A 13,732-nucleotide genomic window follows, 5' to 3' on the forward strand; every position below is an offset into this window, starting at 1 on the left:
TCCACACTGCCCCAAGCGCTGGCGCCATAAAACCACCGTGCTAGAATGCCGCCCGCATTTGCGGGTCTTTCTACGGCTTGCCATAAAAAGCTGCCAGGCACACGCGGGGGCTTGCGCACGGTTGTGCGGGCACCTGAACCGATAACGGAACGCTGCGCACCAGGATTTATGAGACTCAAGCCTTTCCCCACCTTTTTTGCTCTGTTTTGCCTGCCCGGCCTCGCCGCCGCGGGGGAAAAAACCGTGTACGGCCTCAACGAATACGCTTCGCTTGACGGCATCAATCTCGAAGTCGCGGCCAAGCTCGACACCGGGGCGAAAACCGCCTCGCTGAGCGCCCGTGACATCAAACGCTTCAAACGCAACGGTGAATCCTGGGTACGTTTCTACCTGGCGATCGATGCCGCGCATTCGCACCCCATCGAACGGCCGCTCGCGCGGGTCAGCAAGATCAAGCGCCGCGCCGGCGACTACGACCCGGAAGAAGGCAAGCAGTACACCGCCCGTCCGGTGATCGAGCTGGATATCTGCATGGGCTCAGCATTACGCAGCATCGAAGTGAACCTCACCGACCGAAGTGCGTTCCAATACCCGCTCTTGATCGGCTCCGAGGCGTTGAAACGCTTCGACGCGCTGGTCGACCCCAGTCTTAAATACGCTGCCGGCAAACCTGCCTGCACCATCGCCGCTCATACCGCCGAGTAATTTCCATGCGTTCTCTAACCTTCCACCTGAAAATCCTGATCGCCGTGCTGGTGCTGCTGGGCGTTTCGGTTACGGCCTATCAGATTTTCGTGCTCGGCATCCCGGTGACCGAAGACGCCACCGACGACCTGTGGAACATCGACGCCAAGGTCGAGTTCGTTGCCAGCACCAAGGATCCGGTGAAAATCCAGATGTTCGTGCCGCCGTTGAGCCGCGATTACGTCAGCCTCAACGAAAGCTTCATTTCCAATAACTACGGAGTCGCGGTAAACCGCGTCGACGGCAACCGCAAGGTGACCTGGTCGGCCCGGCGTGCCAAGGGCAACCAGACCCTGTATTACCGCCTGGTGTTGACCAAGCGCTATACCGCAGAAAAATCCAAGGTCAAAGGCCCGACCTTCCGCGACAGCATGGTCATTGAAGGCCCGGAAAAAATCGCCGCCGAAGCCCTGCTCGCGCCGATCCGCCAACACTCGGCCGACGTCGAAACCTTTATTGGCGAGGCGATCAAGCGGGTCAACAACGTCAACGACGATAATGTGAAGTTGCTGCTGGCCGGCGATCCGTCGACCTCGCACAAAGCCAAAATTGTTGAATTGCTGTTGTCCATTGCCCACGTCCCGGTAGAGAAAGTCCACACCATCCGCCTCGTCGCCGATCAGCCACAAACACCCGAACTGTGGCTGCGCAGCTTCAACGGCAACGACTGGCTGTACTTCAACCCGGAAACCGGCGAGCAAGGCCTGCCGACCGATCGCCTGCTGTGGTGGACCGGTGACGAAAACCTGATCACCGTCGACGGCGGCAAGAAAGCCAACGTGACCTTCAGCCTCAACAACAGCGAGATGAACGCGATCCGTCTGGCCAAGCTGACCGACGAGAACACTGACGCCAGCTTCCTCGATTACTCGCTGTACGGCTTGCCCCTGCAGACCCAGCAAACCTTCATGATCATGGTGATGATCCCGATCGGCGTGCTGGTGATCCTGATCCTGCGCAACCTGATCGGCCTGCAGACCCTGGGCACGTTCACCCCGGTGCTGATCGCCCTCGCCTTCCGCGAAACGCAGCTGGGCTTCGGTATTCTGCTGTTCACGGTGATCACCGCGCTGGGCCTGTCGCTGCGCTCGTATCTCGAACATCTGAAGTTGCAAATGCTGCCGCGCCTGTCGGTGGTGCTGACCTTTGTGGTGGTGTTGATCGCGGCGATCAGTCTGTTCAGCCACAAGCTGGGGCTTGAACGCGGCTTGTCGGTGGCGCTGTTCCCGATGGTGATTCTGACCATGACCATCGAACGCCTGTCGATCACCTGGGAAGAACGCGGCGCCAACCATGCACTGAAAGTCGCGATCGGTACGCTGTTCGCCGCCTCCCTGGCGCACCTGATCATGACCGTCCCGGAGCTGGTGTACTTCGTCTTCACGTTCCCGGCGATCCTGCTGATTCTGGTCGGCTTCATGCTGGCGATGGGTCGCTATCGCGGCTACCGCCTGACCGAACTGGTGCGTTTCAAGGCCTTCCTGAAGAAGGCTGACGCCTGATGTTCGGTTTCTGGAAGACCTGGAAGGCCCTCGAGGCGCGCGGCATCATGGGCATCAATCGCAGAAATGCGGACTACGTGCTCAAGTACAACAAGCGCAGCCTGTACCCGATCGTCGATGACAAGATCCTCACCAAGGAACGCGCCATCGCCGCCGGCATCCATGTGCCGGAGCTGTATGGGGTGATCTCCACCGAGAAGGAAATCGACAAGCTCGACGAGATCATCGGCGGGCGCAGCGACTTCGTGATCAAACCGGCCCAGGGCGCCGGCGGCGACGGCATCATCGTCATCGCCGACCGTTTCGAAGGTCGCTACCGCACGGTGTCGGGCAAGATCCTCGCCCACGAAGAGCTGGAGCACCACATCTCGAGCATCCTCACCGGCCTGTACTCGCTGGGCGGTCACCGCGACCGCGCGCTGATCGAATACCGCGTGACCCCGGACCAGATCTTCAAAAGCATCAGCTACGAAGGCGTGCCGGACATCCGCATCATCGTGCTGATGGGTTACCCGGTGATGGCGATGTTGCGCCTGCCGACCCGCCAGTCCGGCGGCAAGGCCAACCTGCACCAGGGCGCCATCGGCGTCGGTGTGGATCTGGCGACCGGCCTTACGCTGCGTGGCACCTGGTTGAACAACATCATCACCAAACACCCCGACACCACCAACGCGGTGGACGGCGTGCAACTGCCCTACTGGGATGGTTTCATGAAACTCGCCGCCGGCTGCTATGAGCTGTGCGGGCTGGGTTACATCGGCGTGGACATGGTGCTCGATCAGGAAAAAGGCCCGCTGATTCTGGAGCTGAATGCGCGGCCGGGGCTGAATATCCAGATTGCCAACGATTGCGGACTGACTTTGCGCACCCATGCGGTGGAGGCGCGACTGGAAGAGCTGAAGGCGCGTGGCGTGACGGAATCGGCTGAGGAGCGGGTGGCGTTTACTCAGGAGATGTTTGGGCATATTCCTGCGGTCGAGGGCTGACAAAGCTAAAAGTCAAAAGCCCCTCACCCTAACCCTCTCCCAGAGGGAGAGGGGACTGACCGGGGTGTCTAGGCGAGACACGCCGACCTGAACGTCTTGAGTCGAACTCAGGCTTTGAAAAGCGTGAAGATCGGCTCCCTTTTGCGGAATAACGAGCGGAACTCGGATCTTGAAAAGCATGTAGTTCTGCTCCCTTTTGCGGAGTAACGAGCGGAATTCGGATCTTGAAAAGCAAGAAGATCGGCTCCCTTTACCCCTCGCCCCCTTGGGGGAGAGGGCTGGGGTGAGGGGGAGGCTTTTGACTTTGATCTGGCAGCGCAGAGGACTACAATCCCCACCCCGCCTCAACGGCCGATCTGCCCCGCCCATGTTGACCTGTTCCGTACATCCGCTGCCCTACCGCGCCAATCCCGCCGACTATTTCGCGGCCATCCGCAACGCCCCCGGCGCCGTGCTGCTCGACAGCGGCCGGCCGAGCGCCGAACGCGGGCGTTATGACTTGCTCAGCGCCTGGCCGCTGGAACAACTGGCGGTATTGCCGGACGAAAGCGGTGCGCACTTTCTGCAGCGCCTGCGCGACAACCTCAGCCGTTTGGGTGAAGCAAAACTGCCTGCCGGGTACGAATTGCCGTTCGCCGGCGGACTGATCGGTTATTTGAGCTACGACTTCGGCCGGCATCTGGAAAACCTGCCAAGCGAGGCGCTGGATGACCTGCAGTTACCCGATGCGCGTTTCGGCTTGTATGACTGGGCGCTGATCAGCGATCACCAGGCGCAAACCAGCCAATTGGTCTTTCATCCATCGCTTGCTGACAGTGAACGGCAGCGACTGATCGCGCTGTTCACCCAGCCTCAAGTTGACGCGCTGGTGCCCTTCAAACTGAATGCGCCGATGGCCGCCGATCTCTCGGCTGACGATTACCGCCAGGCATTCGAGCGTATTCAGAATTACATCCAGGCTGGCGACTGCTATCAGGTCAATTTCGCGCAACGCTTCCGCGCGGAATGCCAGGGCGATCCTTGGCTGGCTTATTGCGCATTACGCCAAGCCTGCCCGACGCCGTTCTCCGGTTTCCAGAGCCTGCCCGACGCTGGCGCGGTGCTTAGCCTGTCACCAGAGCGCTTCGTCAGAGTCAGTCAGCGCCAGGTCGAAACCCGTCCGATCAAAGGCACCCGCCCCCGCGGCCTGACCCCAGCCGAAGACGCCGCCAACGCCGCCGAACTGTTGGCCAGCCCCAAGGATCGCGCGGAAAACCTAATGATCGTCGACCTGCTGCGCAACGACCTCGGGCGCACCTGCCGCATCGGCTCGGTGCGCGTGCCGGAGCTGTTCAGTCTGGAGAGCTATCCGAATGTACATCACCTGGTCAGCAGCGTGACCGGTGAACTGGCGGCAGAGCGTGATGCGCTGGATCTGATCGCCGGCAGCTTCCCCGGCGGGTCGATCACCGGCGCACCGAAGATTCGGGCGATGCAGATCATCGACGAGCTGGAGCCGACCCGGCGCGGTTTGTATTGCGGATCGTTGCTGTACCTGGACGTGCGCGGTGAGATGGACAGCTCCATCGCCATTCGCAGTCTGTTGGTCAAGGATGGACAGGTGTGCTGCTGGGGCGGCGGCGGGATTGTCGCCGACTCGGACTGGCAGGCGGAGTATCAGGAGTCGATGACCAAAGTGCGGATCCTGCTCGATACCCTGCAAAACCTCTGAATGACACAACCCCTGTAGGAGCTGCTGAAGGCTGCGATCTTTTGATCTTTAAAAGCAGAGATCGCAGCCTTCGGCAGCTCCTGCAGGGATTGGTTTACAGGTTCAGGTCGCGGTTTGAAGCCTTGAGAAATTCCTGCTTCAGCTCTTCAAACGTATGCACCGCCGGGAACTGCGGGAACTCGCGAATCACGTTGTCCGGCGCGTGAAACAGAATCCCCGCATCCGCTTCGCCCAACATCGTCGTGTCGTTGTACGAATCGCCCGCCGCAATCACCCGGTAATACAGGCTCTTGAACGCCAGCACCGACTGACGCTTGGGATCTTTCTGACGCAACTGATAGCTGGTCACCCGCCCGGTTTCGTCAGTGATCAAGCGATGGCAAAGCAGAGTCGGGAAGCCCAGCTGGCGCATCAGCGGCTGCGAGAACTCATAAAAAGTGTCCGAGAGAATCACCACCTGGAAACGTTCGCGCAACCAATTGACGAACTCCACCGCGCCGTCCAGCGGTTTCAGCGTGGCGATCACTTCCTGAATGTCCGACAGCTTCAAGCCGTGCTCATCGAGGATGCGCAGGCGTTGCTTCATCAATACGTCGTAATCGGGAATGTCCCGGGTGGTGGCCTTGAGGGAGTCGATCCCGGTTTTTTCGGCGAAGGCGATCCAGATTTCCGGTACCAGTACCCCTTCAAGATCCAGGCAAGCAATTTCCACAGGACACTCCCGTTTGTAGTGATTATTGGGTCGAGCGAGGCCGAACTCTAGCCTTTGAACATCAGGCGCGCAACGCAGAGGACGCCCCGGGCGCGGCAGCTTTTTGTTACCATCGGCCCCCTATAGAGCGCCCGAGCGCCACTGACCTGTAGGAAGCCGCCCTGATGAGCCCAACGTTCGACGTCGTGGAACTCGCCACGACCTATGCCAACAAATCCGCGCAGGACATCCTCAAACTCGCCTTCGCCGAGTTCGGCGATGACTTGTGGATATCTTTCAGCGGCGCCGAAGACGTGGTGCTGGTGGACATGGCGTGGAAGCTGAACAAGAACGTCAAAGTGTTCAGCCTCGACACCGGTCGCCTGCATCCGGAGACCTACCGCTTCATTGAGCAGGTGCGCGAGCATTACCAGATCAACATCGAAATCGTCTCGCCGGACTACACGAAACTCGAACCGTTCGTGAAGGAAAAAGGCCTGTTCAGTTTCTACAAGGACGGCCATGGCGAATGCTGCGGCATCCGCAAGATCGAGCCGCTGCGGCGCAAGCTGTCCGACGTCAAGGCCTGGGCCACCGGCCAGCGCCGCGATCAGAGCCCGGGCACTCGCAGCGCTGTGGCGGTACTGGAAATCGACACGGCATTCTCGACACCGGAACGCACCCTGTACAAGTTCAACCCGCTGGCGCAGATGACCAGCGAAGAGATCTGGGGTTACATCCGCATGCTCGAACTGCCGTACAACAGCTTGCACGAGCGCGGTTTCATCAGCATCGGCTGCGAACCCTGCACCCGCCCGGTGCTGCCGAACCAGCACGAGCGCGAAGGCCGCTGGTGGTGGGAAGAAGCCACGCAGAAAGAATGCGGGCTGCATGCGGGGAATATCATCAGCAAGAGCAAGGTTTGATTTCCTGCTGAATGAAGTCCCCTTGTAGAAGTGAGCCTGCTCGCGATAGCGGTATATCAGTCGAAGAATTTATTGGCTGACACACCGCTATCGCGAGCAGGCTCACTCCTACCGTTATCTGATGCGACTCGAAAAAATGTGTACACAGAAATGTCACCATCGGTGCCATTTATGTGTGCACTTTCAATTTTCACGCCCTGAAAAGTTACATTCCCCAACAGAATCCCCTCTGCCTGCCTTTCTGCAAAATCCCTCCCTTGAAAAAAATACCTGTCCAGTCGATCAATTTATATCGCCGTTTTTTCAGCGACTTATGACCCATCGATAACTATTCGAAATGAGCCGCGCTGCCGCTAGATCCGCATCTGGCACAAATCTGGCTTTATCGCATACATGTTTTGTATACAAAACTGCAGAACATGCACACTTTCGATCCGCAAGCCTGAAGCGCCCTATCCCGTACAGGCTGCAGATGCCCCGTAATTAGTGATGGTTTCACCGACGCGCCGAAGATTTGTCGAGCCTGAGTGCTCATGCACAGTCATCGCGGCGGTGAACGTCAGGAGCCTGCCGGAATGCGTACAAGTCTTTCGAATAACATCGCGCTGAATCTGCCCTCCTCCACGCTCGACCGACCGTTGCCCCACGACGGACTGAGCGAGCCTCTGCAACTGAGCCCGCGTCTGCACAACAGCGATCTGGCGCCGACCAAAGCCGAGGGCCGGCGCTGGGGCCAGTACAGCATCTTCGCCCTGTGGACGAATGACGTGCACAACATTGCCAACTACTCGTTCGCCATCGGCCTGTACGCCTTGGGCCTGGGCGGCTGGCAAATCCTGCTGTCGCTGGGGATCGGCGCGGCGCTGGTGTACTGCTTCATGAACCTGTCCGGCTACATGGGGCAGAAAACCGGGGTGCCGTTTCCGGTGATCAGCCGGATCAGTTTCGGCATCCATGGTGCGCAAATTCCTGCATTGATCAGGGCGGTTATCGCCATCGCCTGGTTCGGCATTCAGACGTACCTCGCCTCAGTGGTCTTCCGCGTCCTGCTGACTGCCGTGCATCCTGGCTTCGCCGAATACGATCACAACTCGATTCTCGGCCTGTCGAGCCTGGGCTGGGCGTGCTTCGTGGCGATCTGGCTGGTGCAACTGGCGATCCTCGCCTACGGCATGGAGATGGTGCGCCGTTACGAGGCGTTTGCCGGGCCGGTGATTCTGCTGACGGTCGCCGCGCTCGCCGCATGGATGTACTTCCAGGCCAATGCAACCATCGCCTGGTCGATCCGCGAGCCGCTGACCGGTGCCGAGATGTGGCGCAACATTTTTGCTGGTGGCGCGTTGTGGCTGGCGATCTACGGCACGCTGATCCTCAACTTCTGTGACTTCGCCCGTTCTTCGCCGTGCCGCAAGACCATCAAAGTGGGAAATTTCTGGGGCTTGCCGGTGAACATTCTGGTCTTCGCGGCGATTACCGTGCTGCTCTGTGGCGCGCAGTTCCAGATCAACGGGCGAATCATCGAAAGCCCTACCGAGATCATCGCCTCGATCCCCAACACTTTCTTTCTGGTGCTCGGCTGTCTGGCCTTTCTGATCGTCACCGTCGCAGTGAACATCATGGCCAACTTCGTCGCTCCGGCGTTCGTCCTCAGCAACCTCGCGCCGAAATACCTGACGTTCCGCCGCGCCGGGCTGATCAGCGCGACCATCGCCGTGTTGATCCTGCCATGGAATCTCTACAACAGCCCGCTGGTGATCGTTTACTTCCTCTCGGGCCTCGGCGCCCTGCTCGGCCCGCTGTACGGGGTGATCATGGTCGACTACTGGCTGATCCGCAAAGGCCGGATCAATGTGCCGCAGCTCTACAGCGAAGACCCCGATGGCGCTTATTACTACAGCCGAGGCATCAATTTCCGCGCGGTGGCGGCGTTTATTCCTGCAGCGCTGATCGCCATCGTCCTGGCGCTGGTGCCTGGTTTCCACAGCGTTTCGCCGTTCTCCTGGCTGATCGGTGCCGGCATCGCCGGCATGCTTTACCTGATCATCGCCAAACGCCAGACGCATTACACCGACGTTAGCGGCGAGTGCATCGCTGTGGATAACGTCAGCCACTGATCCCTTCGCGGCCCGGTTTTCGGGCCGCACCACTGCCCGCAATAAGGATTTTCCATGCGTATTCTCGTGGTCAACGTCAACACCACCGAATCCATCACCGACGCCATCGCCCGCTCGGCGCAGGCCGTCGCCTCCCCCGGTACCGAAATCGTCGGCCTCACGCCGTACTTCGGCGCCGAATCGATCGAAGGCAATTTCGAAAGCTACCTGGCCGCCATCGCCGTGATGGACCGGGTGATGGCCTACGATCAACCGTTCGATGCCGTGATCCAGGCCGGCTACGGCGAGCATGGCCGCGAAGGCTTGCAGGAATTGCTCAACGTCCCGGTGGTGGACATCACCGATGCGGCGGCCAGTACAGCGATGTTTCTCGGCCATGCCTATTCAGTGGTGACCACGCTGGATCGCACCGTGCCGTTGATCGAGGACAGGCTGAAATTGTCCGGCCTGTGGGATCGCTGTGCCTCGGTGCGCGCCAGTGGTCTGGCAGTTCTCGAGCTGGAGCATGAACCGCGGCGCGCACTGGAAGCAATCGTGCAGCAGGCAGAACTGGCAGTAACCCAGGACAAGGCCGAGGTGATTTGCCTGGGCTGCGGCGGCATGGCCGGACTGGACGAGCAGATTCGCCGACGCACCGGCGTGCCGGTGGTGGACGGGGTTACGGCGGCGGTGACGATTGCTGAATCGCTGGTGCGCTTGAAGTTGTCGACGTCGAAGGTGCGCACTTATGCGACGCCACGGCCGAAAAACATTATTGGCTGGGCGCAGCGGTTTGCTCGATAGACCGCGATAGCCGCAACTCGGTTTGACGCCTGGCTCAGACAGCACTAAACCGCCGCGCCAGTCCCTGCTCAACAAACTGCTCGATCACAAAATCCACAAACGCCCGGGTCTTGCCCGGCAACAATTTGTGCTCGGCGTAATAGATCGAAATGTTGCCGTCATCGACAAACCAGTCCGGCAGCACCCGCTGCAATGTCCCCGCCTGAAGGTACGGGACCGCAAACGGCATGCTCACCAGCGCAATGCCCAAACCTTGCATCGCCGTCGCGCACGCCGCCTCGGAATCGCTCATGGTCATCCGCGCCCGCAACGTCAGCGGGCTGTGCTGCTGATCGCGGTGGGTGAGCTGCCAGGAGCGCACACGCCCGGTCTGCGGTGAGCGGATCAGGATGCCGTCGTGTTGCTTGAGATCTTCGGGATGGCTGATCGGCGCATGGTTCTGCAGATAATCCTGCGACGCCACCAGCACCCGATGCGCCGGCGTCAGTCTGCGCGCAACCACGCCTTGTGGCAGTTCGAAGCCGCCGCCAATCGCCGCGTCGAAGCCCTGCGCAATGAGGTCGACCTGACGGTTATCGAAATGCCAGTCCGGGTTGATCGCCGGATAACGCCGCAAGAATTCGCCGAGCAGCGGCACGATATACAGACGACCGAACACCGTGCCCATGCTCACTTTCAGCGTCCCGGCCGGCTGCCCTCCAGCGCTGGCCAGATTGGCAACGGCATTCTGGATGGTGGTCAGGCTGGCGCTGACCTCACTCAAAAACAGCTGCCCCGCTTCGGTCAACGTCAGGCTGCGTGTACTACGCTGGAACAGCCGCACGCCAAGCCGCGCTTCCAGTTTCGCCACGCTCTTGCCTACCGCCGCCGGGGTCAGGCTTAAACGCCGCGCGGCTTCGGCGAAGCTGCCGACCTCGGCGCTGCGCACAAAGCATTCGATACTGCTGAACGTTTCCATGATCGCCACTATAAACTTCTGGTTTACACAGACTATAGCAATCATGGTCTACACGGTTGTCGATGGCACGCCGATACTCGGCACCAACACCAAGGCATTCCGCCTTGAACAATTGGAGATCGCACATGACCACTCAACACCTCAGCGGCAAAGTCGCTCTGATTCAAGGCGGTTCGCGCGGCATCGGCGCGGCCATCGTCAAACGTCTGGCCGCTGAAGGCGCCGCCGTCGCTTTCACTTATGTCAGCTCCGCCGCTAAAGCCGAAGAACTGCAGAACAGCATCACTGGCAACGGCGGCAAGGCCTTGGCGATCAAGGCCGACAGCGCCGATGCCGGCGCGATCCGCCAGGCAGTCAGCGCCACCGTCGAAGCATTTGGCCGGCTGGACATTCTCGTCAACAACGCCGGCGTGCTGGCCATCGCGCCGCTGGAAGATTTCAAACTGGAAGACTTCGATCAGACCCTGGCCATCAACGTGCGCAGCGTGTTCATCGCTTCGCAGGAAGCGGCGAAGCACATGGGCGAAGGCTCGCGGATCATCAACATCGGCAGCACCAACGCCGACCGCATGCCCTTCGGCGGTGGCGGCGTGTACGCGATGAGCAAGTCGGCGCTGGTCGGCCTGACCAAAGGCCTGGCCCGCGACCTCGGCCCACGGGGCATCACCATCAACAACGTACAACCTGGCCCGGTCGACACCGACATGAACCCGGCCCATGGCGACTTCGCCGAGAGCCTGATCCCGCTGATGGCCGTGGGTCGTTACGGCACTGCCGATGAAATCGCCAGCTTCGTCGCCTACCTCGCCGGGCCGGAAGCCGGCTACATCACCGGTGCCAGCCTGACCATCGACGGCGGTTTCGGCGCCTGACAGACCCGCAAGAAAAAACGCCGCCCTTCTTTATAGGAAGGGCGGCGTTTTTATCTGGGCGATCAGGCCAGTTCCAGCGTCGGCAGGCCAAAAGCGCTTGGTCTGAAGTCTTTCAGCGAGCGAAGAATGCCGTCAGCGTGAGCATATTTCTCATCGGCCATCGCGGCGTCGGGGATGGCGATTGCGGTCATGCCTGCCGCTTTCGCCGCAGTGACGCCAAACGGTGAATCCTCGAACACCAGACAATCCCTGGGGGCAACGCCCAGTCGCCGGGCGGCGGTGAGGAAGATGTCCGGCGCCGGTTTGGCCGCGCCGACTTCCGGATCGTCCGCCGTGACGATGAAATCGAACAGCGCGAACCAGTCGCGGTGCAAAGTGGTTTTCTGCCCGAACGACTGCCGTGACGAACTGGTGCCGACCGCGATCGGGATGTTATGCGCCTTGAGATGACGCACCAGCGCTTCGGCCCCCGGCATCGCCTGCGCCTTGGGGAAACGCTCGCGCATCAGCGGCTCGCGGATCTGCAGGAATTCTTCCGGGGTAATCGGTAGCTCCAGCGCCTGCACTACGTAATTGGCCAGGTCATTGGCACCGCGACCAATGATGTTCTGCTTGATGCTCCAGTCAAAGGTTTTCCCGTAGCGCCCGACAATCATCGAGGTGACCTCGGTGTAAATGCCCTCGGTGTCGAGCAGCAAACCGTCCATATCGAATATCACGGCCTTGATCGGGCCGAACGTCTTCAGCGGTGCATTCATCATCGGATCCGTTAACAAAGACATCCCGGGCGACAGGCAACGTGCCGCAACGCGGATCTGATTAATGGGTTCAGCAGCATAGCGAGGCCGATGGACATTGAGCAACGGGCAATCCCGTCGACGCGCTCTTCGCATTTAGCGAAACCTCCTACAGACACTGCCTACTTCCCCGACTTCTTTCCTTTTTGATCCCCCGCAAAGTCCGCGCTCCCGTTTCTTCCTATGCGCGAGCGACTGCGAATGTTTCAACCCGATCGGCTACTGGCCCTGAACAACAGCATCGGACTGCTGGTGGTGGCCGCCCTGAATCCCCAGCAGCCAGATTTCGAAGCGCTGATCGATGAGTTCCGCCTGTGCCTGAACACCTACGAGACCTGGGCCGAGCAGTTCTGGAGCGGGACGGCGCTGGACATCGAGCAGGTGTTCAAGGTTGGCAATGACGTGCAACTGAGGGCGCCCATTACCTCGCGCGCACCCATCAGTTCATCGGTGGTCATGTGTCCGGCCAACGGGCCGTTGACCTTGGTACACATGTTTGAAGCGGCGCGCTTTGTGCCGATCGGTGACACCCCGGTAACCCTCGAACCGCTGCTCAGCGAAGTCGACGGCGTGCAGACCTTCGGCGAACCACTGCGCCACACCATCGGCCCAAGCGGGATCCTTGAGGTGGCCAATTGCACGCGCGGCCAGCGCTACCGCATCACCTTCTTTCCCGATGTTTCCACCGCCCATGTGCGCGCGCTGTATGCCTCTTATGAAGGTGTCATCGCCGGTCTGGAAAACTGGCTGCGCGGCGAATGGACAGGCTTCCAGCCGCCATGGACGGAGTTTTCCAGCGCCGGTTTTCTTGATCGTTACGGGCAGTTGCAACGGGCCGACTGGCGCGGTCTGGAAAAAGCCCTGAACGGGGTCTGGGATGACATCCAACAGCTGTTTGCCCTCCTCGCCGATCTGCAGGCGCACAGCGAAAAACTCCTGGAATACCTGAGCGAAGTCGAGCTTGAGGCGCTGCTGGCGGCTTCCAGCGAGGCGATTGCCAACGCCTTGTTGATGCTCAGCGACGAGCCGTTGCTGTTCATTCATCTGGCCGCGTTCACCAGTTGGCTGAAGATGCTGCCGCCGCAATACCTCGCCGAAGTGGTTGCCGAAGTCCGCACAGAGTTGCTGATCAGTTTCCTGTTGATGCGCGTGGCGGGCGGTGCCGGCGTATCGCTGAGTCTGAGCAGCAAGGTATTGGCCAGGATCAAGTCGCCACGGGCGCGGGAATGGCTGGCAGCTTCTGCTTTACGCCTGGCTGAACTGACCTCGACGCCGGAACTCAAGCAGCACGCGAGCACGCTGAAACCGCTGATGTTTCATGCCCGCGAGGTTGCGCTGAAGCCGACCCCGTCGATTCCGCTGAACATTCGCCAGGCCGACACGGCGGTGTTGAGCGTGCCGAATCCGGCAACCCTCGCGCGGGGAAAAACCCAAAGCATGGCGCGTCTTGAGCGCCACGAGCCCCACGACGACGCCCCCGACCAGGCGAAAAACCCCAACGGTGATGCCGCCGACTGTGTTCCCAACACCTGCACCAACGGCTGTCCGGTGTCGATGGTCACCGGCGAAGAACTGCTGACCCTGACCGACGCGGTGCTCGATGGCGTACTGCCCTTCGAGTTCACCCGCTTGTACCGCAGCAGCGCCG

12 protein-coding genes are annotated in these 13,732 nt (G+C 60.4%); 9 read left to right on the forward strand and 3 right to left on the reverse strand.

The window, feature by feature from the left end; all coding sequences use genetic code 11:
- Window positions 1-168 precede the first annotated feature (168 nt).
- The 4 genes from rloA (at window position 169) to pabB (ending at window position 4,943) form a co-directional block, all read left to right on the forward strand.
- Window positions 169-705: a retropepsin-like aspartic peptidase RloA gene (rloA, locus tag AEQ63_RS08795; RefSeq protein ID WP_039762988.1), complete on the forward strand. Its 537-nt coding sequence runs from the start codon at window positions 169-171 to the stop codon at window positions 703-705.
- Window positions 706-710: 5 nt separating this feature from the next.
- Window positions 711-2,246 carry an osmotic stress tolerance membrane protein RloB gene (gene rloB / locus AEQ63_RS08800; protein ID WP_064362871.1) on the forward strand — a complete coding sequence of 512 codons (1,536 nt, stop codon included), beginning with the start codon at window positions 711-713 and terminating at the stop codon, window positions 2,244-2,246.
- Complete coding sequence (locus tag AEQ63_RS08805) at window positions 2,246-3,232, forward strand: alpha-L-glutamate ligase-like protein (RefSeq protein ID WP_042608458.1); 987 nt, start codon at window positions 2,246-2,248, stop codon at window positions 3,230-3,232. The genes rloB and AEQ63_RS08805 overlap by 1 nt, the downstream gene beginning before the upstream one ends.
- 367 nt (window positions 3,233-3,599) lie before the next feature.
- Entirely contained in the window at window positions 3,600-4,943 is a 1,344-nt protein-coding gene (gene pabB / locus AEQ63_RS08810; RefSeq protein WP_064362874.1) for an aminodeoxychorismate synthase component I, read from the forward strand.
- Window positions 4,944-5,037: 94 nt separating this feature from the next.
- On the opposite strand, the gene thrH is transcribed toward pabB, so the two are convergent.
- On the reverse strand, window positions 5,038-5,655 hold the full coding sequence (thrH, locus tag AEQ63_RS08815) for a bifunctional phosphoserine phosphatase/homoserine phosphotransferase ThrH (protein WP_064362875.1): 618 nt from the start codon (window positions 5,653-5,655) through the stop codon (window positions 5,038-5,040).
- A 164-nt stretch (window positions 5,656-5,819) separates the two neighbouring features.
- Here thrH and AEQ63_RS08820 point away from each other — a divergent pair, with 164 nt between their 5' ends.
- From AEQ63_RS08820 to AEQ63_RS08830, 3 genes are all read left to right on the forward strand, one after another.
- Window positions 5,820-6,560, forward strand: coding sequence for a phosphoadenylyl-sulfate reductase (locus AEQ63_RS08820; protein ID WP_064362877.1), 741 nt, complete (start codon window positions 5,820-5,822; stop codon window positions 6,558-6,560).
- A 575-nt stretch (window positions 6,561-7,135) separates the two neighbouring features.
- Window positions 7,136-8,674, forward strand: coding sequence for an NCS1 family nucleobase:cation symporter-1 (locus tag AEQ63_RS08825; protein ID WP_064362879.1), 1,539 nt, complete (start codon window positions 7,136-7,138; stop codon window positions 8,672-8,674).
- Window positions 8,675-8,728: 54 nt separating this feature from the next.
- A complete protein-coding gene (locus AEQ63_RS08830) occupies window positions 8,729-9,457 on the forward strand; it encodes an aspartate/glutamate racemase family protein (RefSeq protein ID WP_064362880.1) in 729 nt (242 codons plus the stop codon).
- 34 nt (window positions 9,458-9,491) lie between these two features.
- On the opposite strand, the gene AEQ63_RS08835 is transcribed toward AEQ63_RS08830, so the two are convergent.
- Window positions 9,492-10,415 (reverse strand): LysR family transcriptional regulator, encoded by a 924-nt coding sequence (locus tag AEQ63_RS08835; RefSeq protein WP_064362886.1) that lies wholly within the window; start codon window positions 10,413-10,415, stop codon window positions 9,492-9,494.
- A gap of 125 nt (window positions 10,416-10,540) precedes the next feature.
- On the opposite strand from AEQ63_RS08835, the gene AEQ63_RS08840 reads away from it, so the two are divergent.
- Window positions 10,541-11,287 carry a 3-oxoacyl-ACP reductase family protein gene (locus AEQ63_RS08840; RefSeq protein ID WP_064362882.1) on the forward strand — a complete coding sequence of 249 codons (747 nt, stop codon included), beginning with the start codon at window positions 10,541-10,543 and terminating at the stop codon, window positions 11,285-11,287.
- 62 nt (window positions 11,288-11,349) lie between these two features.
- Here AEQ63_RS08840 and AEQ63_RS08845 read toward each other — a convergent pair whose 3' ends face one another.
- Window positions 11,350-12,045, reverse strand: coding sequence for an HAD-IA family hydrolase (locus AEQ63_RS08845; protein WP_064362884.1), 696 nt, complete (start codon window positions 12,043-12,045; stop codon window positions 11,350-11,352).
- Window positions 12,046-12,285: 240 nt separating this feature from the next.
- On the opposite strand from AEQ63_RS08845, the gene AEQ63_RS08850 reads away from it, so the two are divergent.
- A partial coding sequence (locus tag AEQ63_RS08850; RefSeq protein WP_236705249.1) for a DUF6531 domain-containing protein occupies window positions 12,286-13,732 on the forward strand: 1,447 nt, incomplete at its 3' end.

The organism is Pseudomonas sp. RIT-PI-o (assembly GCF_001297215.1).
Taxonomy (GTDB): Bacteria; Pseudomonadota; Gammaproteobacteria; order Pseudomonadales; family Pseudomonadaceae; genus Aquipseudomonas; species Aquipseudomonas moraviensis_A.